The sequence below is a fragment of the Shewanella sp. ANA-3 genome, from assembly GCF_000203935.1.
Classification (GTDB): domain Bacteria; phylum Pseudomonadota; class Gammaproteobacteria; order Enterobacterales; family Shewanellaceae; genus Shewanella.
Map to the genome: position 1 here is coordinate 607,475 of NC_008577.1, position 25,193 is coordinate 632,667.

A 25,193-nucleotide genomic window follows, 5' to 3' on the forward strand; every position below is an offset into this window, starting at 1 on the left:
CGAATGCGCGAGGAATTTTTATGTTGCAAAAAGCAATCGAAGCCGCGATTAAAAATCGGCTATTAGTAGTGCTGGCACTGCTTGCTGTGGTGGCCGCCAGTGTGGCCATGTTGCCCAAACTGAATCTGGATGCCTTTCCCGATGTCACCAACGTACAGGTGACCATCAATACCGCGGCCGAGGGCTTGGCCGCCGAAGAGGTGGAAAAGCTCATCAGTTATCCGGTCGAATCGGCCATGTATGCCTTGCCGGCGGTGACTGAGGTGCGCTCGTTATCCCGTACTGGCTTGTCCATCGTGACCGTGGTATTTGCCGAGGGCACGGATATTTACTTTGCTCGCCAGCAAGTGTTTGAGCAGTTACAGGCGGCGCGGGAGATGATCCCAAGCGGAGTGGGAGTGCCAGAAATTGGCCCTAACACTTCAGGCTTGGGGCAGATTTATCAGTACATTCTGCGGGCCGACCCTAGCTCAGGCATTAATGCCGCTGAGCTGCGAAGCCTTAACGATTACCTCGTCAAACTGATCATGATGCCCGTGGGCGGCGTGACCGATGTTTTATCCTTTGGCGGCGAGGTGCGTCAGTATCAAGTACAGGTCGACCCTAACAAGTTGCGAGCCTATGGTTTGTCGATGGCGCAGGTGAGCGAGGCGCTTGAGAGCAATAACCGCAACGCCGGTGGTTGGTTTATGGACCAAGGCCAAGAGCAATTGGTGGTGCGAGGTTATGGCATGTTACCCGCAGGTGAAGCAGGGCTTGCCGCAATCGCCCAAATCCCGCTGACCGAAGTGCGTGGCACGCCTGTGCGAGTGGGTGATATTGCTCAGGTCGATTTTGGCAGTGAGATCCGTGTAGGGGCCGTGACTATGACGCGCCGCGATGAGGCGGGTCAGGCGCAAGACTTGGGCGAAGTGGTGGCGGGCGTGGTGCTTAAGCGCATGGGCGCCAACACTAAGGCGACGATTGATGATATCGATGCGCGGATTAATCTGATTGAGCAGGCGCTACCCAAGGGCGTGTCCTTCGAAGTGTTTTACGACCAAGCGGACTTAGTGGATAAGGCCGTTACTACTGTGCGCGATGCGCTGTTGATGGCCTTTGTGTTTATCGTGGTGATCTTGGCACTGTTCCTTGTGAATATCCGCGCCACCCTGTTGGTGCTGCTGTCTATTCCCGTATCCATCGGTTTGGCGCTGATGGTGATGTCTTACTATGGCCTGTCAGCCAACTTGATGTCCCTCGGTGGGTTAGCGGTGGCCATTGGTATGTTGGTCGATGGTTCTGTGGTGATGGTTGAGAATATTTTCAAACATTTAACTCAGCCAGATCGCCGCCATTTAGCCCAGGCGAGAAGCCGCGCAGATGGCGAAGTTGACCCATACCATGGTGATGAGGATGGTAGTGCTCACGCTGTAGAAGCGGATAACAACATGGCCGTGCGCATCATGCTGGCGGCGAAAGAGGTTTGCAGTCCGATCTTCTTCGCGACCGCCATCATCATTGTGGTGTTTGCGCCGCTATTTGCGCTGGAAGGGGTTGAGGGCAAACTGTTCCAACCTATGGCGGTCAGCATTATTTTGGCGATGATTTCCGCCTTACTGGTGGCCTTGATTGCCGTGCCTGCACTGGCGGTTTATCTGTTTAAGCGTGGTGTCGTGCTTAAGGAGAGCGTCGTCTTAGCGCCTTTGGACTCTGCCTATCGCAAGCTGCTGAGTGCAACGCTTGCTAGGCCAAAGCTGGTGATGACCAGCGCGCTGCTGATGTTTGCAATGAGTATGGTATTGCTACCTAGGCTGGGTACCGAGTTTGTGCCCGAACTAGAGGAAGGCACCATCAACCTGAGGGTGACGCTGGCACCGACCGCGAGCCTTGGCACTTCCTTAGATGTGGCGCCAAAGCTTGAGGCTATGCTGCTGGAGTTTCCCGAGGTGGAATATGCCTTGAGCCGTATCGGTGCGCCCGAATTAGGCGGCGATCCTGAGCCTGTCAGCAATATCGAAGTCTATATCGGCCTTAAGCCCATCGAAGAATGGCAGTCGGCTAGCTCGCGTTTGGAGCTGCAACGGCTGATGGAGGAAAAGCTTAGTGTCTTCCCCGGACTGCTGTTGACCTTCTCACAACCGATTGCGACGCGGGTCGATGAGTTGCTCTCTGGGGTAAAGGCACAGTTGGCGATTAAGCTTTTCGGCCCCGATTTAGACGTCTTATCTGAAAAGGGACAAGTGCTCACCGATCTGGTGGCAAAAATCCCTGGTGCTGTGGATGTGTCCCTCGAGCAGGTGAGTGGTGAGGCGCAGCTAGTGGTGCGGCCAGACCGCGCACAACTTGCCCGCTATGGTATTAGCGTCGACCAAGTGATGTCGCTGGTGAGCCAAGGGATTGGTGGCGCGAGTGCTGGGCAAGTGATCGACGGTAACGCGAGATACGACATTAATTTGCGCCTCGCCGCGCAGTATCGCAGCAGCCCGGATGTGATTAAGGATTTACTCCTTAGCGGCAGCAATGGCGCCACAGTGCGGTTAGGCGAGGTTGCCAGTGTTGAGGTGGAAATGGCGCCGCCGAATATTCGCCGTGATGATGTGCAGCGCCGCGTGGTGGTGCAAGCTAACGTAGCGGGGCGGGACATGGGATCTGTGGTCAAAGATATCTATGCGCTAGTGCCTCAGGCCGATTTGCCTGCGGGATATACAGTGATAGTGGGCGGTCAGTATGAAAATCAGCAGAGGGCACAACAAAAGCTGATGTTGGTGGTGCCTATCTCTATCGCTTTGATTGCCTTGCTGTTGTACTTCTCCTTTGGCGCGGTGAAGCAGGTCTTATTGATCATGGCAAACGTTCCTCTGGCATTGATCGGCGGGATCGTGGCGCTATTTGTTAGCGGCACTTATCTGTCGGTGCCGAGCTCCATCGGTTTTATCACTCTGTTTGGGGTAGCGGTGCTCAATGGCGTGGTGTTAGTGGACTCGATTAACCAGCGCAGGCAGAGCGGCGAGTCGCTCTATGACTCGGTTTACGAAGGCACGGTTGGCCGTTTACGCCCCGTACTGATGACGGCCTTGACCTCGGCCTTGGGTTTGATCCCCATCTTAGTGTCATCGGGTGTGGGCAGTGAAATCCAAAAGCCACTGGCGGTGGTGATTATCGGCGGGCTGTTTAGCTCTACGGCATTGACCTTATTGGTGTTGCCGACCCTGTATCGTTGGTTATATCGCCACGATAAGTCGTCAGCTTAGTGGGATGCTGAGCCTTGGCCTCGTTTTGTGGCAAGGCTCAATGTTAAAGTTAAAAATCAGTGAGCTATCGTGCGCGATCTAGGCTAGGCTTAGCTCTGGTATTAAGGATTACTATCTTTGGAGAGCATTATGATCGCAGTCATTTTTGAAGTCGTGCCCACGAAAGAAGGCAAGGAAGAATATCTGCACGTGGCCGCTGAAATGCGCCAATATTTAGAAGGGCGTCAGGGGTTGATTTCAATTGAACGGTTTCAGAGCTTAACCGACGATGGCAAAGTGCTGAGCCTGTCGTTTTGGGATGATATGGCCTCTATTACCCAATGGCGTAATCAAATGGCCCACAGCATTGCTGAGCAATCCGGCATTGTGCCTTGCTTATTTAACTCTTATCGCATCCGCGTTGCCGAAGTGGTGCAAGACTATAGTGAAACAGTGCACGACGTGCCCGAGTAAGCTAAGCGCTTATATAAAAACAAAACCCATCGAAGTCGATGGGTTTTTTATTGCAATCAATCAGATAAAAAATAGCGTTAGCTTACTTTTCTTGCTGCGCTTTAAGCAGATCGCGGATCTCAGATAACAGCTCTTGATCTTTGGTCGGCGCTGGTGGGGCTTTCGGCGCTTCTTCCTGTTTGCGTTTTAGGCTGTTAATGGCTTTTAAGCCCATAAAAATCGCGAAGGCGATAATGGTAAAGTCGATGATGGTTTGAATGAATTTACCGTAAGCAATCACTACCGCTGGCGCATCGCCCTGGGCGGCTTGCAACACTATGCTCAGATCGCTGAAATTCACGCCCCCTAAGATGATCCCAATTGGCGGCATAATGATATCGGCTACAAAGGATGAGACTATCTTGCCAAAAGCGGCACCGATGATAATACCCACCGCCATATCGATCACATTGCCACGGGACGCAAAAGCCTTGAACTCTTTAATTAAGCTCATTAGGTTTCCTCCGAAATTAAAAATGAAATGTTAAATTTTATTGTGTTAACTGTATCAGGAAAACCTAAGGGTCTTTTGCTGCCTGTTACCTTGCCAAGCTTATAGGGGCTTAAGGATTAAGGCAATTCTGACATTCTGGATTTATCCTTTATCGGCTAATTTCAGCTCAGCAAGGTTACAATTGTTAAGTCGAACGAGAGTTATTGGGTTCTTGCTGGCCAATAAATTCCGGCACTTCTAGTACCTGTGATCCCCAGCGTTTGAACAGGGCGGTATAAATAAACTCGATAAAGACACGGTATTTGCGGGGCAAATACGCTCGTTTGGGATAGCTGAGCACCACTTTAGTTTGTACCATAGGATAATCGTCGAGGAGTGGCACTAAATAACCTTTCTCTATCGCCTCTTGCGCAATAATCGACGGCACGGCCGTAATGCCAAGCCCCGCAATGGCGGCTTCGCGGGCAATAGTGACATTGTTTACCGTCAGTTGGGTGACGGGTTCAATCACCACCCAAGACTGGCCATCAAACAGCTTCCACGCACCTTCAATATGGGCCGACTGTAAGCGAATCGCTTTATGCTTGGCTAAGTCCTGCGGCACTTTTGGCGTGCCGTGTTCGGCTAAATAACTTGGGCTGGCCATCAAGGATTTGTAGGCGTTAACTAAGGAATAACTCTGCAAACGAGTATCGCTCGAGTCGGCGATTTGGAATAACAAATCGATACCTTCTTCTATCACATCCACCTTACGGTTAGTGAGCTCAGCCTCAATGGTGATATCGGGATAAAGGGTTAAAAACTGGGCGAAGATAGGCCCGAGGAACAATTGGCCTAATTCGATGGGGCACACTATTTTTAGGTTGCCTTTAATCAATTGCTGATGGGCGCTGAGTTGATTTTCGGCGCTCTGCAGATCGCTCAAGATCTTATTGATCCGATTGTAGTAACTCGATCCTGCCTCGGTGAGTTTGAGGGCGCGGGTCGTTCGGAATAACAACTGGGTACCAGTATCTGACTCCAGTTCGGCAATCTTGCGGCTGACAGTGGCCTTAGTTAAACCAAGGGCCTTAGCGGCGCCAGTGAAGCTGCCTTGCTCGACCACTTGGGCAAATATCTGCACACGATTGAGATCCATGATTGTTACACCTGTGAAACAGTGGGTTGATTTTTAGATATCTAATAAACGTGATGAGACAGTAGTACACTAGCACTCACTAATCAAGGAGTCATTCATGTCCAAAAGTAAACTCATCATCGCCGTTCCACTATTGCTCGCCGCCGTTGCGGGTGGCGGTTATTACTGGTGGACGCAAGTACGTTTTATCGAAACCACTGACAACGCCTATGTCGAGGCCGATATCTCCCATGTGAGCGTGAAAGTCCCAGGTTATGTGGTGTTATCCGATGTGACCGATAACCAACATGTGCGCAAGGGCGAGTTATTAGCGCAACTTGAAGATAATCAGTTTAGCGCTAAAGTCAGCCAAGCCGAGGCGTTACTCGCCAGTGCTAAGGCCGATATGCAAACCTTAGCCGCTAAGGTGGAATTGCAGCACGCGTTGATCAGCCAAGCGAGTGCGGGCGTGGTGGCGGCGCAGGCCGACAAACTGCGTGCCGAGCAACAGTTAAGCCGAGCTAAAAAGTTAAAAGTCAGCAACTACAGCTCACAGGACGATGTCGACCAATTACAAGCAGGTTTTGATTCCGCTGCCGCTGGGCTAGATGAAGCCAAGGCACTGTTAGTGGCTAAAGAGCGTGAGCTCGCTGTATTTAATGCCCAGCTGAATCAGGCTGGTTCTGTGGTTGAACAGTCGAATGCGGCATTGGAGCTGGCTAAAATTCAGCTTAATGATACCCGCGTGACCGCGCCTTTCTCTGGGGTGATTGGTAAACGCGGCGCTATGGTGGGGCAGTATGTACAGCCCGGCCAGGCACTCTACAGTTTGGTTCCGGATGGGGCTGTGTGGATCACGGCGAACTTTAAAGAAACCCAAATCCAACATATGCAACCTGGACAGTCGGTGCAGGTCAGTCTCGATGCGTTTCCCGACAAAACCTTTACAGGTGTTATCGATAGTCTGTCGCCGGCGTCCGGAGCCAAATTTAGTCTGCTGCCCGCCGAAAATGCCACGGGTAACTTCACTAAAATCGTGCAACGTATCCCTGTGCGGATCCGTTTAGATCTCTCAGCAGAAGAGGCGCGTGTCGTCCCCGGTTTAAGTGCTGTGGTCAAGGTCGATACTGCGTCGCATCCGACGACAGCCATCGCTGCTAACGTCGGTCGCTAAGTAGGTCGTTAACATGAGCACAATTGCTGCGGCACCTGAGGCTATAGTCGCGGGGGCTATACCGAGCGAATATGAGCGCGGTAGTCGCCGTTCGTGGATTGCCGTTTTCGGTGGTTTGATTGGCGCCTTTATGGCGATCCTCGATATTCAAATCACCAATGCCTCGATGAAGGAAATCCAAGGCAGCCTCGGCGCAACACTGGAGGAAGGCAGTTGGATTTCAACGGCTTATCTGGTTGCCGAGATGATTGCGATTCCGCTCTCGGGCTGGTTAAGCACAGGGCTTTCGGTCAGACGTTATCTGCTGTGGACCACTGCTGCCTTTATCTTTGCCTCTATCCTGTGTTCGATTTCGTGGAACCTTGAGGCTATGATAGCCTTTCGGGCGTTGCAGGGCTTCTTTGGTGGCGCGCTGATCCCGCTGGCGTTTCGGTTGATCTTAGAATTTTTACCCGAGAATAAACGTGCAGTGGGGATGGCGTTATTCGGGGTGACGGCGACGTTTGCGCCCTCGATTGGCCCAACCTTAGGTGGTTGGTTAACTGAGCATTTTAGTTGGCATTACCTGTTTTATATCAACGTGCCGCCCGGATTGCTGGTGATGGCGATGCTGGCCTATGGCCTCGAAAAGCGCCCTGTGGTGTGGGACAAACTGAAAAATGCCGACTTAGCGGGCATTGTCACTATGGCGCTGGGCATGGGCTGTCTCGAAGTTGTGCTTGAGGAAGGCAACCGCAAGGATTGGTTTGGCTCGGATTTGATCCGCAATCTCGCCATTATTGCCGCAGTGAATTTAGTGCTGTTTGTGTGGATCCAGCTTAAGCGCAAAGACCCTTTAGTGAATTTACGCCTGCTCGGTAAACGCGATTTTGTGCTTTCGACCATAGCTTACTTTTTACTGGGAATGGCACTCTTTGGCGCTATCTATTTGATCCCACTTTATTTATCCCAAGTGCATGATTACACTCCGCTGGAAATCGGTGAAGTCATTATGTGGATGGGCTTCCCGCAGCTGTTGGTATTGCCATTAGTGCCACGTTTAATGCAACGTTTCGACGGGCGTTATTTAGCCGCCTTCGGCTTTTTTATGTTTGCCCTCAGTTATTACATGAATAGCCAAATGACCGCCGATTACGCCGGGCCGCAGATGATCGCCTCCCAAGTGGTGCGCGCCTTAGGCCAGCCCTTTATCTTAGTGCCCATTGGTATGTTAGCAACGGCCCATTTAAAGCCCCATGAGAATCCTTCGGCTTCGACCGTGCTGAACGTGATGCGTAACTTAGGCGGCGCCTTTGGTATCGCGCTGGTGGCGACCTTAACCGATAACTTGGCCCGTAGTCATTTGGCCCATGTGAAGGAGTCTCTGCCTGCGGTCAGCACACAGGCGCAGGATTATTTGAATCAGAGCGCCAGTATGTTGCAACAGGGCGGCTCGGATCCCTATACCGCCTCCATGCAGGCCAAGGTGCTATTAGGGCAAACCATGAGTCAGCAGGCCTATATTCAAGCCTATAACGATGTGTTTTTGATTATGGGTGCCATGTTATTAATTGCCGTGGTGGCTGTGCTGCTTATCCGTAAACCTCAAGGGCCAGTCGCCCACGATGCGGTGATCGAATAAGACTGACTCATTTCGTTTTCGCAATGCGTAACCCTTGCGCCTTAATTCCCCTAGGATTAAGGCGCTTTTTTATGTGTAGACCTGTGATAGACTCGGGCTCTTTTCGGTTGTACGCAGAGCCTTTTTATGTCGATACAAGATTCAGTCGAGTGGCAAAATCTTAAATTTAATCAATTAACTGCTAACACTTTGTATGAGATTCTCAAACTGAGAGTCGATGTGTTTGTGGTCGAGCAAGCCTGTGCTTATCCAGAGCTTGACGATAAAGATAGACACCCTGAAACCCTGCATTTATTCGGCCTATCGCCCGCTGGTGAGTTACTCACCTATGCCCGCATTTTACCTCCGGGGCTGAGTTATCCCGAGGCCAGTATTGGCCGAGTCGTCGTGTCTCCTGCTGGACGAGGCAAAGGATTGGCAATGCCTTTGATGCAACGGGCGATTGAATCGGTGCTCAGCACTTGGCCTGCTGCGGGGATCCAAATTGGTGCTCAGGATTATCTGAAAAGCTTCTATCAAAAACTCGGGTTTAGCGCCTGTTCCGAAATGTATTTGGAAGATGGTATTCCCCATATTGATATGCGCTACCAGCCTAAGTGATCTGGTTTTAACTAGCTGAATTTACTCTTATTAAGGAAATCAAATGACGACAGTTACGGACTATAAAATCAATCAACAACAACTCGTTTGCGTCGCGAGCTTTTTAGCAAAAGAAGGTAAAACCGAGGCCTTGATTGCGGCGCTCGCTTCGCTGATCCCCGATACGCGCCGCGAAGCGGGCTGCATCCGTTATGAGCTCAACGTCAGCCGTGATGAACCGCGCCGTGTGACTTTTGTGGAGAAGTTTGTCGATATCGCCGCGTTCGATGAGCACTGCGCTAAGGATGCCATTCAGCATTATTTCCATCAGGTGATGCCCGAGTTAGTCGAGTCTTTCCATGTGGAAACTTATCATCAAGTGATTGCTTAACTCACTGGTTAAGTCGCGTAGCGGCAGAGGCTTGCAGTAGCAAAAACCTTAATTTGTTGATTTATTCGAGGTGGATTTGATACTGCAAGCTAATCATAAGTGCTCTGGGGAGGGGGTGATGGCTTAATCTCTATTCGATAAAAACTATTCACTGCCAAGTGTTATCAGCGCGCTACAACTTGCATTATCGATTGTGTCATCGCGGTTTATTAATCCTTTCAATCCCATACCATGCTTTGTGCCTATCAAGTCGCTAAGCTTACTGCTTAACGCCGCCAATTACTGCGTTTAGGCCGGTTAACTCATGCTGGTCAGGTTTGTCGGGAGGCCATTGTCCTTCTAAACTTGATTAGTAATAGGTTCATCTCCCACCCCTTCCTATGGATGAAATCGGTAAGCCTGCTCCCGCAGAAACACGTTGGAAACGGTGGTTGTTAGTACTCGACCCCGAGCAATGTCTGCCGGAGTGTAGTGAAGAACTGAAACAAGCGGCTTGGAACTGTGTAAAAGCAGTGTCGGCGGCCGAAGCCTTAGTATTGCTGCAAAAATATGAGTTGCGCGTCGCCATTGCCTTTATCAGCGACACTAACCAAACTGCGCTGGCGAAAGAAATTGCCATTATTCAAGCCGAATATCCCTCCTTGCATTGGATTGCCGTTACCGATAGCGCCTTGGAGCAGCATTGCAGCTGGCTCAGCGCCGCTAATTTTGTTGATTATTACCATCGCCCATTTGATTGGAATCGCTTTGCCGATACCCTTGGACACGCTTGGGGCATGGCGCAGTTGACGCCATCGAAAGGAGGGAAGGGACCTGCAAAGGTTTTAACGACCATTAAGGGGGAGCATCCCTTATTGCAACAGCTGCGTCAGCGGCTGCATAAATTTAGTCAGTCGGATGAAACCGTATTACTGAGCGGTGAAACGGGCTCTGGCAAAGGACTATGTGCTAAAACCTTACATAGTTTATCTAAAAGGCACGAAGGGCCATTTATCACAGTCAATTGTGGCGCGCTGCCTACAGGGCTTATCCATTCCACCCTCTTTGGCCATGAGAAAGGCGCCTTTACCGACGCCGATAAACGGTATATCGGTCATTTAGAGCAGGCCCATGGTGGGACACTGTTTTTAGATGAAATTGCCGATCTCCCCTTAGACTTACAGGTCAACTTACTGCACTTTTTGGATGATAAACACATTATGCGAATTGGCGGCAATGCGCCCATAAAAGTGGATTGCCGTTTGTTATTTGCCTCCCACCAGGATTTAGAGGCCGCGATTGACGAAGGCCGCTTTCGTGAAGATTTATATCACCGTATCAATGTGTTACGCCTGCATGTGCCAAGTTTGAGACAGTATAGCGACGAGGTCATGCTGCTCGCCGAACAATTCTTGTTAGAACATTCGGACAACTGTACTCAGTTTCATTTTAGTGACGAGGCCCGCTGTGCGATGAAACACTACAATTGGCCGGGCAATGTGCGGGAGCTGCGTAACCGGATCCGCCGGGCTATGGTCTTAACCGATGACTGCATTATTACTGCGCAGTTGTTAGGGCTAGATTCACTCACGGCAAACCGTACCAGCCAAGATCTCGCGCGCTGCCGCGCAGAGCATGAGGCAGAAGTATTACTGAAAGCCATTAGCGACCATAAACATAATATTTCCGCCGCCGCCCGCTCATTAAATATCTCCAGAGCGACCTTCTATCGACTCCTGAAAAAGTGTCAGATCAAGGTGCCTTAGTCCGTCTATTTATCCTGCGACAGTCTGCTTCACCGCTGTGACACATCTTATCCAGTCATCTCTTTTAATTTCTTATATATCAATGCATTAAATTTTGGCTTGTGGCTTGCTTAGTGCAGATGTTCACAATCCGGAATGCGCATATGCAGAGGTTGGTGGGTGCAGCGGGATTCCGTCCACAGGAAATGAGGAGAATGTTATGAAACTCAAATTATTGTTTCGTACCCTTCTACTTTGGGTCTGCACATTGATGGTATACGGTGTACAGGCTACGGTAGATAAGGTCGAGCTGGATGGTAATATTGTCAAACAGACTACACTCGATGATTGGCAAACGATTAACTTAGGTAGCAGTACAGCGAATGTCACCACAGGAGTGATTGCCGACTTGCCACCACAAACGATTTTTTGGAAAGGGGGCTCGAAAGACACCTTAGATGTGACCGAATGGTGGTACAAAGACGGTGCCGTACCCGATAAGGATGACCTGCGCAATGGATATGCAGCTGCCTATTTTATTAATAACGGCAGTGGTAGTGATGACTTAGTGTTTTACTTTGGTGCTGAGCGTTATGCCAACAATGGTGACGCTATTATGGGATTTTGGTTCTTCCAAGATAAAGTCGGCCCTGGCCCAGGTAATAAATTTACCGGACAACACCAAGAAAACGACTTATTTATCATCATGGAATACCCTCAGGATTCGAACTCTGTGCCCTTTGTACAAGTGATGCGCTGGGTGAATTCGGGTGGTGATGTCTCTGAACATTTAGAACTGCTCTATGCCTCTGGCGACGCCGGAGCCAAATGTTTATCCGCAGGTGATACTGGCGTTGCCTGCGCCATTACCAATGAAAACTCCGAACTTGCTGGCGTGGCCAATGGTTTGTGGCCCTATGAAAACAAAGCGGGCATACCTAACACTTATCCCTATGAATCCTTCTTCGAAGGTCGTTTGAATGTAACCCAAGCCTTCTTGGCTGCGGGTGTGAATGAGATCCCTTGTTTTAGCAGCTTCTTGATTGAAACCCGGTCGTCTCGTTCTGAAACCGCCCAATTGAAGGACTTTTTGGGTGGCGATTTCCCTCTCTGTAGTATTGCGATTTCGAAAACCTGTAGTGCGACTGAGCTGACCGGTAGTAATCAATTCCGTATCGATTACACTTTGCAACTCACTAATACTGGGGTCGGTAGCATTGGTGCCGGTGAAACTGTCACCATCAACGATACACCTAGCAACGGTACCGCCTTTAGCATTAGCCAAGCCTTGAGCGCGTTTGCTAATGGTGCTGATGGTTGGGCTCCTAACGAAATGCTGACCTATACAGGGTATTACATCTCTGATGTGAATGGTGGTACTAACACTGTCGATGCCAGTGTGAGCTTTGGCTCTGCTAGCATTAGCGCCGATCCCTACACTGCAACCTGCGATTCGTTGGCGTTGAGTCCTATGTTGTCCATTGTGAAAAACTGTAGCGTATCATTGGCAGAAAACAGCGGTTTGGTCGCTCTGCGAAAAGACTACGACATTACCGTCTGTAACACGGGGGACGCACCGTTGGATGTCTCTCTGACCGACTCTGTGGACAGTAGTTTAAATGCCACATTCAGTTTGGATTTTGCGAAACAGTGCTTGACCAACAACGATTGCGGCTCGGGTTATAGCTGCGATGGTAACAGCCTAATGTGTACTAATACGGCGGGTGAAGTGGAAGGTAACTTTGGGGGAAATGTTTGTGAGTTAACCCAAAGCCATTACTTCCCAAGCACATTACCCACAGGTGCCGACGGTACTTTGTCTAACACCGCAACGGCGAGGGCGACTTCTCCTGTGGTCGATACGGGCGATTTAGCGACAATTGGTAACTCGGATACCGCGAGCTGCGACTTGTGTCCATTACCCGTGCAAGAATAGTTAACTGAGTTGTGTATTAGCAAAAAGGGCCGTCATTACGGCCCTTTTTATTTGCTCATATTATCTATTTTTACCTTTGCCACCAGTACTTGTGCTGGTATCCGTCGTGCCGCCGCTTGTGGTGCTAGGGCTGATAGTGACAGTTGCGACTGCGGTCAGTTTGCCATCACTCACGGTGTAGCTAAAGCTATCACTGCCTTTAAAGCGCTTAGAGGGCACATAGGTCAGGGTATTATTAGCGTTGACAGTCACTTTTCCATTCAGTCCTTGAGTAGTGCCACTGATAAACAGGCTGTCACCATCTAAATCGCTGTCATTGGCCAGCACATTCAGTACAGTGCTCGCGCTGATATCGTTGAAATCATCATTCACAGCGAGTGGCGCAGTATTACTGGTTGCCGCAGTTAACAGTACGCTACCTGAACTCACCGCTTGCTGTGAGCTAGTTTGGTTGCTGCTAATCACTTTCCAAGTATTGCTACCGCTTGCTTGCAGCGCTTCTAACGACAGTGTCAGATGCAGATTGCTTTGTGGCGCAAGTGTCACACTGTTGTTTGCTAAGTTTGCGTATAAACCCGCATCGGCTTGGGTTGTCAGGCTGTAAGTGGTTTCTGGGCAGGCGCTACTGTCATTGTTGGTGAGCAGCAAATCGACTGAACCTTGTTGCCCCTGTTGCAATTGTGAGACAGCCGCTTGTACCGTCAAGCTGCTAGTGCCACGGATACACTGAGCAGTACTGTTTTGCATGACTACATCTAACGTGACAGAGGAAGAGTCTGATGCGACGACATCGATACGGACACCTTGCTGTTCAAAGGATTGTCCTGGAGCCAAGCTGATGTCATCCCAATCATAGCTGCTGCTGTTTGGTGTTGGGTCCAGCAAAAAGCTGCTAGCGGCATTGTTGCTAGCGCCTTCACGTAATCTTACGCCATTGAGCATAGCGGCAGCTTCGGTGGCCAGTGAGCTATCAAATCCGGTTGGCTGGCGATATTCAACATAGTAAAACAGCTCGTTACCTGAAGAATCTTGGCCATTGGGAATTTTTAACAGCAGGGGGAAGTTACCCTCAGCCTCTACGGGAGATAGGGTCACCCGAGAATCGGCAGTGACGGTTTTGATGCGATCGCCACTCAGCCAACCTAATTGCTCCTTATGGAATGCATTGAAATGCTTAGGTGTATTAGTACCACTCATTGCACTGAGATAGTCGCCATATTCAGTGATAGTGCATTGGCTGCTGTCAGCTGTGGTAACGGCACCACAATCCTTTTTATTGGCATGGAATAAGCCAAGGTTGTGCCCCAATTCATGGTTAATCGTGGATAACTGTACTCGTTTGATCCAACTACGCTTGCCTGCCACATTGGCCTTACCAGACCAAGTACACTTAGGGTGAGTCGGGATCAAGTACATAACATGGTCGTAATTATTGAGATTAAAGCCACGGGCACTGAGTTCTTGGTCAGCGGCTAAGGCGACGGCGTCTGTGTTACATACAGAGACATCCACATCGACAGTAACTGGGCTGGTAGTGTCGCCCGAGAGGGAAACTGCGCCATAGGAGTTTTCTTCGTAGAAGGCCGAAGATTGATTAAACAACAGATCTTGGATCTCGGCTTCAGTCAGTTTTACGATCGGATTGATCGCAAAGTTGACTTCCGCCACTAATACGCTTCTGTTGCCACTGATAGGTGTTATGGCCGAGTTGACGGTTTGAGCCGAAGAAGTCGTTTCATTGGTTTGCAGTAAGCTGACGCTGCTATCACTCACCTGCAATTGTTTGCCATTAGCATGGCCAAACACACGGACGCTTTGACCGGGTTTTAACCAACGAGGGGTCGCTCCTAAGGCTAAATCATGTACCTCGCCTTGTTTACCGTGGAGACGAAACGTTTCAATGGCATGCTCCGGAAAATCTTCCACCTCGAGGGACAGCGTGCCTTCAAAAGGACGCATATCTGCAGCGAGGACAGTGTTGGTGAGCAGTAAACTGCTTAGCATCATGGCAGAGTATTTCATTGTTTATCTCTTCAGGTTTAGGGCAAAACGTGAAACTTATGGGCACTAACGTTCAATTAGGGGACATAAGTTCCATTTAACAAGGCAAACAGCTTTTGAGCTGTTTCGCGGGGGCATTCTAGGATAGAGAAAAATGAATGTATATAGGCTGAAACCCAGTAATAATGCGGGTTTAAGCTGATATCGTTGAAATGAAAGAAATAAAATTGTTCAAAAAATATACTGGTTAAACCAGACTGAATTTTGACTGTTTTTCATTCATTTAGCAGTTAGTTTATTGTTAAAAATGTTTTTGGATACAGAAACAGCCAGTTATTGGTGTGAGTCAAATAAAAATGGCAATGTCTAAATTTTGACACCTGTTTTTTGTCACTCGCTAGCGATGTTTGGCTGAAGTCGATAAAAGTGGCAAACCTTAGTCCTGCCAGATAGAAGTGATGGTGCGACACTGAGTCATCTTCATCCAAGGCAGAAGCAGAACGGTTAGTGGCAATTAGCGTTTTCTCTCTTAACTACTATTACAAACGCGATAGAGCTGTTCGTGAATCTCAAGTATGTAATTTGTGAGTAGAGGTCGTTATGAGGCTCTTTGAACGTTATTTAAGTGTTTTGGTACTGAGGGGTTACACTGTACGCAAATCTCTCCATGTGAAAATTTAGCATCAAGTCATTGTCTAATTTATCTATCTTAACAGGAGTTTGCAGTGTTAATTAACTACATTGAACCTGTATTTAGACAGCCATCAGAATGGCAGTTGTTAATACTGCAAGTGACTAACTGTTGTAGTAGGAATCAGTTCCCTTTGGGAGCTGATTCCTATCTTGTATAAAAATGGAAGTAACAGCAGGGTTGTAAGATTGCAAACATACAAGTGTGTGCAACCTAAAATGAACTAGACTCCTAGTTCTGCCGATTTTCTCTTTAGTCTAGTGAGGTAATTTTTTAGGATGTATTAAAGTAATCTATGGTATATAAAGCTGGATATGCTTTTACGCTGATAAAAATGTCTAAGCAGTGGGGTAGTTTTTATACATGGAAGAATGGAAATGAATGCTATAGGTAATAGTATACCAGAACAAAGCGTTATAAATATTTCCCATACAGTATTTCCTTTGAGTAAAGATTTTTTCAATAGGGGGAAATGGCTTTGTGAACAAGGATGGAACACTCCAGCGCTTGTTCAAAAGTGTATGGAATCAACTCCATATTATAGTCTAGATAGTTATGAGAAATGGGGGCGGGTTCAGCAACAGAATGCTATGGAATCAGTCAGCTATAAGACGTATAAATCTGAGTTTCTGCGAAGTTTGAAAACTATTGGAGATTTAAAATTTGCTCAAACTGGAGAGGTTTGGGATCAATTCGCAGGCTTCCCTTTACAATCAGCTATTATTAAAGATAGATGCCAAAACAAAAATGAATTCTTATCTTTCCTCAACAAATTTAGACAATGTATAGATGCAAGTAAAAAATCTGATTTAATAGAGAATGGTATTGAATTCGAAATTCATTCTGAAGTTTTTGAAAAGAATTCTGAAATTAAAAAATTTACTATAAAAAGAGTCAATGCCAGCCTTAAAGATATAGGGTGCTTTCAAAGTAAAACGTTAAATTATAGAGGGTTTAAATTTTGGGATGTTGAAATTAACGAACATTATTTTGTAGCGTTAGGATTAGAGACAGTTACTCTTAACGATGTAGGCAGTTTGGACTTTTTTATCGTTATTTATAATAAGTCTGATACGAATTTATCTATTAGAAATAACTCTTTAAATCGCAACCACTTGCATGTTACAACTCTATGTGATTGGTATCCAATATCCGAGCCATTCACTAACAAGTCTGCTTACTGTTTTTATTCAAATATATATATGGGCTAATAGCAGGTATTGATTCTGGTATCAGTATGTTCAAAAATCTTGTAAATATACTTGGGAAACACTTTTCCTATTCAAACTGAGAGAACATTAACCTATCTATTGGTACAAGTGATTAGAAATACTTTTTAGTGAATTGATCTGACTAAAAAGGTGTTTAGCTCATCAATCGAGATGCAGCTATTGGTTAGGCTTCCCACTCGGAGCGGTAAGTTCATTTTATACGAGCCTCGTGGCCTAGGCTGTTTCGGGTTGGCATAAGGAGAGGGTCTCTTCTAACCAGTTGAAGAAGGCTAATTCATTGTTGCCAAGCTTTTCCGTATGACTCAACAACACATAATTATGCCCTGATGGGATAAAGCCAAATGGCGCGACGAGCCTGCCGCTTGTTAGATCGTCAACAATCAGGGGATACGAGCCTATGGCGCCTCCGAGTCCATCAACCGCCGCCTGCAGGCAGAAATAGAAATGCTCGAAGGATTTTGACTTATTGGCTGAGAAATTGTGTCCCGAACGCTGCGACCAATCCGACCATGCCGACGGCCGGGAGTCACTATGCAGCAGGACAATATCGCCCCAGTTTTGCTGAATTTGACGCCAATATTCAGGCGAAAACACTGGGCCAACCCACTCATTAACTAAATTGTGCTTGCTGTATTCAGGGGGGATATGAAAATCGTCTCGCCGAATGGCCAAAGATAATCCTGATCCCGCCAGTTTGACTGGCCCGCCAGCCGTTGATAATCGAACGTCTATACCCGTTAGCTGGAAAAAACTGGCTAACCGCGGCATTAACCAGCGCATGGTGAGTGTGGGTTCACAGGAAACCTCAAGGTAATGATGGCCCTCTCGAGTCAGCTGCTTTACCCCACTATCTAAGGTGTTAAAGGCAATATCTGTGTAGCGCTTAAGCAATTCCCCCTCTTGAGTGAGGCACATCCCTCGGCCTTGCTTATAAAACAGTATTTGCGATAAGTGGTTTTCCAAGAGTTTTATTTGCTTACTGACCGCACCGTGAGTGATATGCAATTTCTCTGCGGCCTGACTGTAACTCGAGGACTCGGCCGTAATGTGAAATACATAGAATGCTTTTAAGTGTCTCATATGTGACTTTTTCTCACTGTTTTGGTGCCTTCTTTTCGATTATAACTCACCAGCGACTCGATACAATTACCGCTTGCTAATGAACCCTGAGGAGCGGAAATGGAGTTATTGAGTATTGTGATATTTGGGCTGTTGATTGTGGTTAGCCCTGGTGCCGATTTTGTGTTGGTCTTTAAAAATAGTGCCATGTATGGCAGAAAAGCGGGGATGTTAACGGCCCTTGGAATTGGCGCGGGAGTTTGTGTCCATATTAGCTATTCAATCATTGGGATAAGTCAGTTAATTGCCAACAATGCCGGGTTATTTAGCCTAGTGAAATATGTGGGGGCAGCGTATTTAATCTATCTTGGGATCACTGGTTTATTGAGTGCCAAGCTAACCTTCGATTACGGGACTACGCTTATTAAACCGGTAGAAAATCGAAAGTACATTATGCAAGGATTTTTATGTAATGTACTGAATCCTAAAACGATGATTTTCTTCTTAAGTGTATTTAGCCAGCTGATTTCATCCCATAGTGACGGCTTAGCATTCGTCATCAGCTATGGTGTCTATATCGCAGTGTTACACGGGGTCTGGTTTTGCATCGTCGCATACTTAGTGACATCAGCCAAAGCCACTCGAGTATTGAAACGGTTTGGTCATAGGATTAATCAGGCCTGTGGTGTGGGTCTGATTACCTTTGGGGCAATATTATCAACTAACGCTTGAAGCTGATTTCTTCCCTCTACGGCGATAGGTTTTTGTCCTGTTTTTAACTCGGTCTAAAGTTGACTTAAATTCACAGTTAATTTGAGATCGCCTAAGGGGAAGAAGATATATTCGCTAGGATTCTCTTACGCCATCGTCACATGTCTACTGTGGATGGATTGCTCTGAATATTGAGGCAATCCATGCCACTTGCAGGCTATGCCAAAGTTAATGGAAGGTTAAGAGAAAAGTTAAGCGAAAACTTAGGAAAAAACCTAGCCACCCAATGGACAGCGCAATAATGGCTAGCGAAACAAGGGCCCAAAAGGGATTGAGATAAGAGTGCTGTCGCTCCATGCCTATAAGTGATATCTCCAATTTTTATCAGGCTACAAAGTTTCACTTCAAGATCAGCTCAATCAGTCCTCTCCATCTAAATACTGCAAAAAAATTACTTAACATATATGTTTTTTCATATATGCTTTATTCCATATGTAATCTGATCATTTTGGGAGCACTCGATGCAACCCGTCGCATTTTTTAAAGCTCTTGCCGATGAGACTCGGCTGAAATGTTTATTGCTGATCCAGCGGGAAGGGGAGCTGTGCGTCTGTGAATTAATGGCCGCGCTGTCGGAGATCCAACCTAAGATCTCCCGGCATTTAGCGCAGTTAAAAAAAGCAGGGATCTTAGTCGATAGGCGCCAAGGACAATGGGTGTTTTATCAAATTAATCCAGAGCTTAATGCTTGGTGCCAGCAAGTATTGGCGCAAAGTTGTGAGGCCAACAGCGCGTTTTTAGCTGAGAGTATGCAAAACCTGTGCAGCATGGGAGCTCGTCCCGAACGTGCGAAAGCTTGCTGTTAAGTTAAGAAATGGATTCGCTATTAGATAAGTAGAGGTCGTTATGGGGATCTTTGAACGTTATTTAAGTGTCTGGGTTGGCTTGAGTATTCTCGCTGGGGTTGTGCTTGGTAATCTCGCACCAAATGTATTTGCTGCCGTTGCGGCGATTGAATTTGCCCATGTGAATTTGATTATTGCGTTATTTATCTGGGTGATGATCTACCCCATGATGGTGCAAATTGACTTTTCGGCAGTCAAGAATGTCAGTAAAACTCCGAAGGGATTACTGCTAACGCTGACGATTAACTGGCTGATTAAACCCTTTACCATGGCCTTACTTGGCTGGTTATTCTTTAAACTGGTGTTTGCCGATTGGGTCGACCCGCAAACGGCGGGTGAATATATTGCGGGGATGATTCTCCTTGGTGTCGCCCCTTGCACCGCCATGGTGTTTGTCTGGAGCCAACTGACGAAGGGCGATCCTAACTACACTTTAGTGCAAGTCTCTGTTAACGATATCATTATGGTGTTTTTGTTTGCGCCGCTCTCTGCGTTGTTGCTGGGGGTGAGTGATATTCAAGTGCCATGGGGAACCCTGCTGCTATCTGTGGTGTTGTATGTCTTATTGCCCTTAGTCGCAGGAGTGCTCACCCGTAAACGTTTAGAGGCTCGTCATGACGCCACTGCCGTGCCGCAGTTATTGGCTAAACTCAAACCTTGGTCTGTAATAGGACTACTCGCGACGGTTGTGCTGCTGTTCGGCTTTCAGGCCAAGACCATCCTTAGCCAACCGCAGAACATTCTATTAATCGCTATCCCATTGATTATTCAGAGCTATGGCATCTTTATCTTGACTTACTGGCTGGCGTTAAAGCTCAAACTGACCCATGCGATTGCCGCGCCCGCGAGCATGATAGGTTCTTCTAACTTCTTTGAGTTAGCCGTGGCCGTGGCGATTTCGCTCTTTGGCTTACATTCGGGGGCCGCGCTGGCGACCGTGGTGGGCGTGTTGGTTGAAGTGCCTGTGATGTTGTCTTTAGTGTACTTTGCCAATCGCACCCGTCATTGGTTTACGACTTAATCTGTTTTTAAAATAAATAATATTAAAAATCAATAAATTGAAAGTTAACTAGGTAGTTATAAATCATGGCAATTAAAATCGGGATTAATGGATTTGGGCGCATGGGACGTTTGGCTCTACGTGCGGCGTGGGAATGGGATGATGTTGAGTTTGTGCAGATCAACGATCCCGCTGGGGATGCGGCTACCTTGGCTCATTTGCTTGAGTTCGATTCAGTTCACGGTCGCTGGCGTTATCCGGTCACGGCGAATCAGGATGGTATTCAAATCCAAGACAAAACCATTCGCACCACACGTAATAAGACGATTGCCGAGACCGATTGGTCGGGATGCGATGTGGTGATTGAAGCCTCTGGGGTGATGAAAACCAAAGCCTTACTGCAAGCTTATTTAGATCAAGGTGTAAAGCGGGTGGTAGTGACGGCGCCAGTCAAAGAGGAAGGTGTGTTAAATGTGGTGATGGGAGTGAATCATCAGTTATACGATCCGGCGATTCATCCGATTGTGACCGCGGCTTCCTGCACTACCAACTGTCTTGCGCCTGTGGTGAAAGTGATCCATGAGCAGATTGGCATCAAGCATGGTTCTATGACCACTATCCATGATATTACCAACACCCAGACGATTCTGGATGCACCGCACAAGGATCTGCGCCGCGCCCGCGCTTGTGGGTTAAGTTTAATTCCCACCACCACGGGCAGTGCGACGGCAATTACCCATATATTCCCTGAGCTTAAGGGTAAGCTGAATGGCCATGCCGTACGAGTGCCGCTCGCTAACGCATCTCTTACCGACTGTGTTTTTGAGCTTGAGCGCAGCGTGACCGAAGCGGAAGTGAATATGCTGCTACAAACCGCCGCCGAAGGCGAACTCAAGGGCATTTTAGGTTATGAAGAGCGGCCATTAGTGTCGGTTGATTATAAAACCGATCCCCGTTCGAGCATTGTCGATGCGCTTTCGACCATGGTGGTGAATGGTACTCAGCTAAAACTCTACGTGTGGTACGACAATGAGTGGGGATATGCCAACCGTACGGCAGAGCTTGCCCGCTTAGTCGGCCAGCTTGATTTGCCGCGTTAGGAGAGCACTGTGCCTGCTGCCAAGCTATTTGAGCAACTGATGCAATTGCCCGCTGCCGTGCGGCAATATTTGCTGATCACCTTCAATTATTGGAGTTTTACCTTAACCGATGGTGCGCTGCGGATGTTGGTGGTGCTGCATTTTCACGATCTCGGTTATACGCCATTCGCGATTGCGATGTTGTTCTTGTTCTATGAGATTTTTGGTGTCGTGACCAATCTGGTGGGCGGTTATCTCGGCGCTCGCTTGGGGCTTAATCGCACTATGAATCTAGGCCTTGGTATGCAGGTATTGGCATTAGGGATGTTATTGGTGCCTGCGGCCAGTTTACCATTGTGGCTTGCGGGCGTGCCCTGGGTGATGGCGGCGCAGGCGCTTTCGGGCATTGCTAAAGATCTCAATAAGATGAGCGCAAAAAGCGCGATTAAATTGCTGGTTCCAAAGGGGGAGCAGGGCAGGCTTTACCATTGGGTTGCCCTGTTAACCGGGTCTAAAAATGCCCTTAAAGGGGCGGGATTTTTCCTCGGTGGCGCCTTGCTGGCGGGATTGGGTTTCAATATGGCGATTGCCGCCATGATGGCCGTGCTTGCGCTAGTGTGGTTAATGAGCCTGGTCTTGCTGAAAAAAGATTTGGGGAAAGCGAAGAACAAACCTAAGTTTACCGAGATTTTTTCTAAGAGTCGCAGCGTGAATATTCTCTCGGCGGCGCGCCTGTTTTTGTTTGCCGCAAGGGATGTGTGGTTTGTGGTGGCTTTGCCCGTGTATCTGGCGAGCCAATGGGACTGGGATCATTGGGCCGTGGGCGGCTTTTTGGCGCTCTGGGTGATAGCTTACGGCATAGTGCAAACCTTAGCTCCGAAGATCACTGGTGCGAGCAGGGCAGAAGCTAACACTTCGCAGCGCATCCCAGACGGTTATACCGCCTTAGTTTGGTCGACATTATTAGCTTTTGTTCCCGCGTTAATTGCACTCAGTTTGTATCTGGATTTCTCACCACAGCTCAGTCTGATCTTGGGGCTGATGTTATTTGGCGGACTGTTTGCGATTAACTCGTCACTGCACAGCTATTTAATTGTGAGTTACGCCAGTGAAGAGGCGGTATCCCTCGATGTTGGGTTCTATTATATGGCTAATGCCATGGGGCGTTTAGTGGGAACTGTGCTTTCGGGCTGGGTGTATCAGAGTTATGGACTGGTGGCCTGTTTGTGGATTTCGACGGCCTTTATTGCAATAACGGCACTGATCTCTATCAAGCTGCCTCGACAAGTCAAAGGATAGCAAGATGTTGAGCTGGCGAAAGCGTTTACCGGGCGTTAGAACTATTTGCCTTGTCTGCATGGCTTCGCTATTCGCTGTTTCGCCGCTCTTAGCATCGGTTACACCTGCTTCAAATTCCGCATTGGCTGAGAAACCAAATCTCGCGCCAAAGCCTATTCGAGATTGGAAAAATCCCGCCTATATTATTCAAGCCTTTGATGAGATAGCCCTTAAAAATGAATACGATAAAGATAAACATCGAGTACGGAAATGGCGTCAGCCCGTGCGCGTCTTTGTCGAGCATCAAGTGAGTGATAATGGGTTGCATGCACAATTGGTGCAGATGCATTTAAGCCATCTGGCACAAATCACCGGCTACAGTATTGCCAAGGTGGATTCGCTCGAAGAGGCCAATTTACACTTAGTCTTTACCCGTCAATCCCAATGGGCCGATGTGGTGAGGCGTCTTATGGGGGCAAGTGCGGCCAGTAATATACATGGCTCTGTTTGTATGGGGAAATTTGCGCTTAATTCCCAGAATGAGATTGAGCGCGCTTGGGTGGTTATCCCGGTCGACCAAGCGCAAATGCATGGCAAATTGGTGGCCTGCGTGGTGGAAGAAATCACCCAAGTGTTGGGCCTACCCAATGATTCGGTAAAAGTATTTCCTTCTATTTTTAACGATAAAACACCGCAGGATTTACTCACTGGGCTGGATTATATTTTGCTGAAACTGCTCTACAGTGCGGATATTCATGCCGGCATGACGGCCGCCGAAGTGCTGCCTATATTGCAAAAACAACTCGAACAATGGCAGCGGGATGGCACACTGACGCAAGCCGATAAAGCGGTTCGTCAGGGCCAGTTGTACCCTCTGTTAGGTTATTGATCCCCAAGGTTTTACATCGAAAGTTGGCTTTGATCATGCTTTACCAATTATTCCTTTTTCTTTTAGGAATAAGGGCATAGTCTATCTTTAAAAGAGATAAACATGCTGGAGGCAAGCTATGCAGATGACATTGCAGTTTTTGGGCGCGACCGAGGAAGTGACTGGCTCGTGCCACTTACTCACAGTGGCAGGTAAGCAAATGCTGCTCGATTGCGGCCTCATTCAAGGCGGCAAGGCCGATGAGTTACGTAATCACGAACCTTTTAGCTTCGATCCCCTTGCTATTTCAGCCGTTGTCTTGAGTCACGCCCATATTGATCATTCGGGCCGTTTACCTCTGTTGGTTAAGGCGGGTTATACCGGGCCGATTTTTACCCATAAAGCGACGGCTGAACTGTGTGCCATCATGCTGAAAGATGCCGCCATGTTGCAGGTGCGCGATACCGAAAGAACCAATAAGAAGCGTGCGAAGCATGAGTTGGACCCCCTAGAACCGCTATTTACCGTGGAAGATGCGGAGCAGGCCATTACTCAGTTTGTGTCGCTGGAATATGGCCAAGTCACCCGGGTTATTCCCCATGTGGATATTTGCTTATCGGATGCGGGGCATATTTTAGGCTCGGCACTGGTGGAGCTTTGGTTAGGTGAGGGGAAAGCGCAGAAAAAACTGGTATTTAGTGGCGATCTTGGCCGTGCTGGCATGCCGATATTACGTAATCCCACCTTAGTCGACACCGCCGATTTAGTGTTAATGGAAAGCACCTACGGTAATCGCTTTCACCGCAGCTGGACCGATACGCTTGCCGAGTTAAAGGCGATTTTCGCCAAGGCGGTGACCGAGAGCCACGGCAATATTCTGTTGCCAGCGTTCTCTGTTGGGCGTGCGCAGGAGCTCTTATATCTATTTCATTTATATGCCAAAGAGTGGGATCTCTCCCGCTGGAAAGTCTGCCTCGATAGTCCTATGGCGATTGAGGCGACGCGGGTGTATGTCAATAACTACCCCTTAATGGATGATGATTTTAAGCGCTTTACGCGCCAGCATCCGGGGCAACATCCGTTATTGTCTAATGTAGAATTTATCCAAACGACTGAGGAGTCTATCGCCCTTAACGATGTGCACAAAGGATTGATCATTATTGCGGGCAGCGGCATGTGTAACGGTGGCCGCATCCGCAGTCATTTAGAGCACAATCTATGGCGTCCAGAATGTGATGTGATTATCTGCGGCTATCAAGCACTTGGTACGCCGGGACGTGCCTTAGTCGATGGCGTCGAGGAGCTGACTATCCATGGTAATAGCATTAAAGTTGCCGCTAAATTGCATACTGTCGGTGGCTTATCGGCCCATGCGGATCAGGCGGAGTTATTACGTTGGTATCGACATTTTGAATCGCAGCCGCCCCTGGTGCTTGTTCACGGCGAACCCGAAGCGCAGCAGGGATTAGTCGCTGTGATGAATCAAGACTCGAAAACCAAACCTAAAGCGCTGGCTATTGCCACCCGTGGCGATATGTTGGATTTAAATGCCTTACCCAAATTAGTTTGGGTGACTAACTAGCTAAGATAACTTAATTAGCTAATTTTGCTGCATTATTGACATTGAATTATGCTTGGATTACACCTT

At 48.1% G+C, this 25,193-nt stretch carries 20 protein-coding genes and 1 pseudogene; 17 read left to right on the forward strand and 4 right to left on the reverse strand.

The annotated features are described in order from the left end of the window. Positions 1 to 20 precede the first annotated feature (20 nt). Positions 21 to 3,233: an efflux RND transporter permease subunit gene (locus tag SHEWANA3_RS02735; RefSeq protein WP_011715721.1), complete on the forward strand. Its 3,213-nt coding sequence runs from the start codon at positions 21 to 23 to the stop codon at positions 3,231 to 3,233. 129 nt (positions 3,234 to 3,362) lie between these two features. Continuing rightward, complete coding sequence (locus SHEWANA3_RS02740; protein ID WP_011627310.1) at positions 3,363 to 3,686, forward strand: antibiotic biosynthesis monooxygenase; 324 nt, start codon at positions 3,363 to 3,365, stop codon at positions 3,684 to 3,686. Between the two features lie 82 nt (positions 3,687 to 3,768). On the opposite strand, the gene mscL is transcribed toward SHEWANA3_RS02740, so the two are convergent. Continuing rightward, positions 3,769 to 4,179 carry a large-conductance mechanosensitive channel protein MscL gene (gene mscL / locus SHEWANA3_RS02745; RefSeq protein WP_011715722.1) on the reverse strand — a complete coding sequence of 137 codons (411 nt, stop codon included), beginning with the start codon at positions 4,177 to 4,179 and terminating at the stop codon, positions 3,769 to 3,771. A gap of 184 nt (positions 4,180 to 4,363) precedes the next feature. After that, positions 4,364 to 5,317: a LysR family transcriptional regulator gene (locus SHEWANA3_RS02750; protein ID WP_011715723.1), complete on the reverse strand. Its 954-nt coding sequence runs from the start codon at positions 5,315 to 5,317 to the stop codon at positions 4,364 to 4,366. Between the two features lie 97 nt (positions 5,318 to 5,414). Between SHEWANA3_RS02750 and SHEWANA3_RS02755 the strand changes: the two genes are divergently transcribed. From SHEWANA3_RS02755 to SHEWANA3_RS02780, 6 genes are all read left to right on the forward strand, one after another. Continuing rightward, positions 5,415 to 6,470 carry an HlyD family secretion protein gene (locus tag SHEWANA3_RS02755; protein WP_011715724.1) on the forward strand — a complete coding sequence of 352 codons (1,056 nt, stop codon included), beginning with the start codon at positions 5,415 to 5,417 and terminating at the stop codon, positions 6,468 to 6,470. A gap of 13 nt (positions 6,471 to 6,483) precedes the next feature. Then, the gene (locus SHEWANA3_RS02760; RefSeq protein ID WP_011715725.1) at positions 6,484 to 8,091 is read left to right on the forward strand and encodes a DHA2 family efflux MFS transporter permease subunit; all 1,608 of its coding nucleotides are present in this window, start codon (positions 6,484 to 6,486) and stop codon (positions 8,089 to 8,091) included. 126 nt (positions 8,092 to 8,217) lie between these two features. Further along, positions 8,218 to 8,691, forward strand: coding sequence for a GNAT family N-acetyltransferase (locus tag SHEWANA3_RS02765; protein ID WP_011715726.1), 474 nt, complete (start codon positions 8,218 to 8,220; stop codon positions 8,689 to 8,691). Between the two features lie 43 nt (positions 8,692 to 8,734). After that, positions 8,735 to 9,061 carry a putative quinol monooxygenase gene (locus SHEWANA3_RS02770; RefSeq protein ID WP_011715727.1) on the forward strand — a complete coding sequence of 109 codons (327 nt, stop codon included), beginning with the start codon at positions 8,735 to 8,737 and terminating at the stop codon, positions 9,059 to 9,061. A 431-nt stretch (positions 9,062 to 9,492) separates the two neighbouring features. Beyond that, entirely contained in the window at positions 9,493 to 10,806 is a 1,314-nt protein-coding gene (locus SHEWANA3_RS02775) for a sigma-54 dependent transcriptional regulator (RefSeq protein WP_244096594.1), read from the forward strand. Positions 10,807 to 11,005: 199 nt separating this feature from the next. Continuing rightward, positions 11,006 to 12,721 (forward strand): hypothetical protein, encoded by a 1,716-nt coding sequence (locus tag SHEWANA3_RS02780; protein ID WP_041412533.1) that lies wholly within the window; start codon positions 11,006 to 11,008, stop codon positions 12,719 to 12,721. A 60-nt stretch (positions 12,722 to 12,781) separates the two neighbouring features. Here the strand turns inward: SHEWANA3_RS02780 and SHEWANA3_RS02785 are convergent, their stop codons facing one another. Beyond that, positions 12,782 to 14,743 carry an Ig-like domain-containing protein gene (locus SHEWANA3_RS02785; RefSeq protein ID WP_011715730.1) on the reverse strand — a complete coding sequence of 654 codons (1,962 nt, stop codon included), beginning with the start codon at positions 14,741 to 14,743 and terminating at the stop codon, positions 12,782 to 12,784. A 704-nt stretch (positions 14,744 to 15,447) separates the two neighbouring features. On the opposite strand from SHEWANA3_RS02785, the pseudogene SHEWANA3_RS23120 reads away from it, so the two are divergent. Then, positions 15,448 to 15,540 (forward strand): annotated as a pseudogene (locus tag SHEWANA3_RS23120) (radical SAM protein); the annotation flags it as partial. Positions 15,541 to 15,790: 250 nt separating this feature from the next. Then, the gene (locus SHEWANA3_RS02790) at positions 15,791 to 16,624 is read left to right on the forward strand and encodes a hypothetical protein (protein ID WP_041412534.1); all 834 of its coding nucleotides are present in this window, start codon (positions 15,791 to 15,793) and stop codon (positions 16,622 to 16,624) included. A gap of 234 nt (positions 16,625 to 16,858) precedes the next feature. Here SHEWANA3_RS02790 and SHEWANA3_RS02795 read toward each other — a convergent pair whose 3' ends face one another. After that, entirely contained in the window at positions 16,859 to 17,725 is an 867-nt protein-coding gene (locus SHEWANA3_RS02795) for a LysR family transcriptional regulator (RefSeq protein ID WP_011715732.1), read from the reverse strand. 99 nt (positions 17,726 to 17,824) lie between these two features. Between SHEWANA3_RS02795 and SHEWANA3_RS02800 the strand changes: the two genes are divergently transcribed. The 7 genes from SHEWANA3_RS02800 to SHEWANA3_RS02830 all read left to right on the forward strand — a co-directional run bounded on the left by SHEWANA3_RS02800 (position 17,825) and on the right by SHEWANA3_RS02830 (position 25,127). Next, entirely contained in the window at positions 17,825 to 18,436 is a 612-nt protein-coding gene (locus SHEWANA3_RS02800; RefSeq protein ID WP_011715733.1) for a LysE family translocator, read from the forward strand. A gap of 500 nt (positions 18,437 to 18,936) precedes the next feature. Continuing rightward, positions 18,937 to 19,281 carry a metalloregulator ArsR/SmtB family transcription factor gene (locus tag SHEWANA3_RS02805; RefSeq protein WP_011715734.1) on the forward strand — a complete coding sequence of 115 codons (345 nt, stop codon included), beginning with the start codon at positions 18,937 to 18,939 and terminating at the stop codon, positions 19,279 to 19,281. 40 nt (positions 19,282 to 19,321) lie between these two features. Next, on the forward strand, positions 19,322 to 20,341 hold the full coding sequence (arsB, locus tag SHEWANA3_RS02810) for an ACR3 family arsenite efflux transporter (protein WP_011715735.1): 1,020 nt from the start codon (positions 19,322 to 19,324) through the stop codon (positions 20,339 to 20,341). Between the two features lie 65 nt (positions 20,342 to 20,406). Continuing rightward, the gene (locus SHEWANA3_RS02815; protein ID WP_011715736.1) at positions 20,407 to 21,420 is read left to right on the forward strand and encodes an ArsJ-associated glyceraldehyde-3-phosphate dehydrogenase; all 1,014 of its coding nucleotides are present in this window, start codon (positions 20,407 to 20,409) and stop codon (positions 21,418 to 21,420) included. Positions 21,421 to 21,429: 9 nt separating this feature from the next. After that, on the forward strand, positions 21,430 to 22,698 hold the full coding sequence (arsJ, locus tag SHEWANA3_RS02820; protein ID WP_011715737.1) for an organoarsenical effux MFS transporter ArsJ: 1,269 nt from the start codon (positions 21,430 to 21,432) through the stop codon (positions 22,696 to 22,698). Between the two features lie 4 nt (positions 22,699 to 22,702). Next, on the forward strand, positions 22,703 to 23,566 hold the full coding sequence (locus SHEWANA3_RS02825; protein WP_011715738.1) for a DUF2927 domain-containing protein: 864 nt from the start codon (positions 22,703 to 22,705) through the stop codon (positions 23,564 to 23,566). A 118-nt stretch (positions 23,567 to 23,684) separates the two neighbouring features. Next, positions 23,685 to 25,127, forward strand: a complete 1,443-nt coding sequence (locus SHEWANA3_RS02830; protein ID WP_011715739.1) for an MBL fold metallo-hydrolase — start codon at positions 23,685 to 23,687, stop codon at positions 25,125 to 25,127. Positions 25,128 to 25,193: the final 66 nt, after the last annotated feature.

Excerpts from the sequence above, each read along its gene's own strand:
- SHEWANA3_RS02735 (WP_011715721.1), top strand. The coding sequence starts at position 21 with ATGTTGCAAAAAGCAATCGAAGCCGCGATTAAAAATCGGCTATTAGTA.
- SHEWANA3_RS02740 (WP_011627310.1), top strand. The coding sequence starts at position 3,363 with ATGATCGCAGTCATTTTTGAAGTCGTGCCCACGAAAGAAGGCAAGGAA.
- mscL (WP_011715722.1), bottom strand. The coding sequence starts at position 4,179 with ATGAGCTTAATTAAAGAGTTCAAGGCTTTTGCGTCCCGTGGCAATGTG.
- SHEWANA3_RS02750 (WP_011715723.1), bottom strand. The coding sequence starts at position 5,317 with ATGGATCTCAATCGTGTGCAGATATTTGCCCAAGTGGTCGAGCAAGGC.
- SHEWANA3_RS02755 (WP_011715724.1), top strand. The coding sequence starts at position 5,415 with ATGTCCAAAAGTAAACTCATCATCGCCGTTCCACTATTGCTCGCCGCC.
- SHEWANA3_RS02760 (WP_011715725.1), top strand. The coding sequence starts at position 6,484 with ATGAGCACAATTGCTGCGGCACCTGAGGCTATAGTCGCGGGGGCTATA.
- SHEWANA3_RS02765 (WP_011715726.1), top strand. The coding sequence starts at position 8,218 with ATGTCGATACAAGATTCAGTCGAGTGGCAAAATCTTAAATTTAATCAA.
- SHEWANA3_RS02770 (WP_011715727.1), top strand. The coding sequence starts at position 8,735 with ATGACGACAGTTACGGACTATAAAATCAATCAACAACAACTCGTTTGC.
- SHEWANA3_RS02780 (WP_041412533.1), top strand. The coding sequence starts at position 11,006 with ATGAAACTCAAATTATTGTTTCGTACCCTTCTACTTTGGGTCTGCACA.
- SHEWANA3_RS02785 (WP_011715730.1), bottom strand. The coding sequence starts at position 14,743 with ATGAAATACTCTGCCATGATGCTAAGCAGTTTACTGCTCACCAACACT.
- SHEWANA3_RS02790 (WP_041412534.1), top strand. The coding sequence starts at position 15,791 with ATGAATGCTATAGGTAATAGTATACCAGAACAAAGCGTTATAAATATT.
- SHEWANA3_RS02795 (WP_011715732.1), bottom strand. The coding sequence starts at position 17,725 with ATGAGACACTTAAAAGCATTCTATGTATTTCACATTACGGCCGAGTCC.
- SHEWANA3_RS02800 (WP_011715733.1), top strand. The coding sequence starts at position 17,825 with ATGGAGTTATTGAGTATTGTGATATTTGGGCTGTTGATTGTGGTTAGC.
- SHEWANA3_RS02805 (WP_011715734.1), top strand. The coding sequence starts at position 18,937 with ATGCAACCCGTCGCATTTTTTAAAGCTCTTGCCGATGAGACTCGGCTG.
- arsB (WP_011715735.1), top strand. The coding sequence starts at position 19,322 with ATGGGGATCTTTGAACGTTATTTAAGTGTCTGGGTTGGCTTGAGTATT.
- SHEWANA3_RS02815 (WP_011715736.1), top strand. The coding sequence starts at position 20,407 with ATGGCAATTAAAATCGGGATTAATGGATTTGGGCGCATGGGACGTTTG.
- SHEWANA3_RS02825 (WP_011715738.1), top strand. The coding sequence starts at position 22,703 with ATGTTGAGCTGGCGAAAGCGTTTACCGGGCGTTAGAACTATTTGCCTT.
- SHEWANA3_RS02830 (WP_011715739.1), top strand. The coding sequence starts at position 23,685 with ATGCAGATGACATTGCAGTTTTTGGGCGCGACCGAGGAAGTGACTGGC.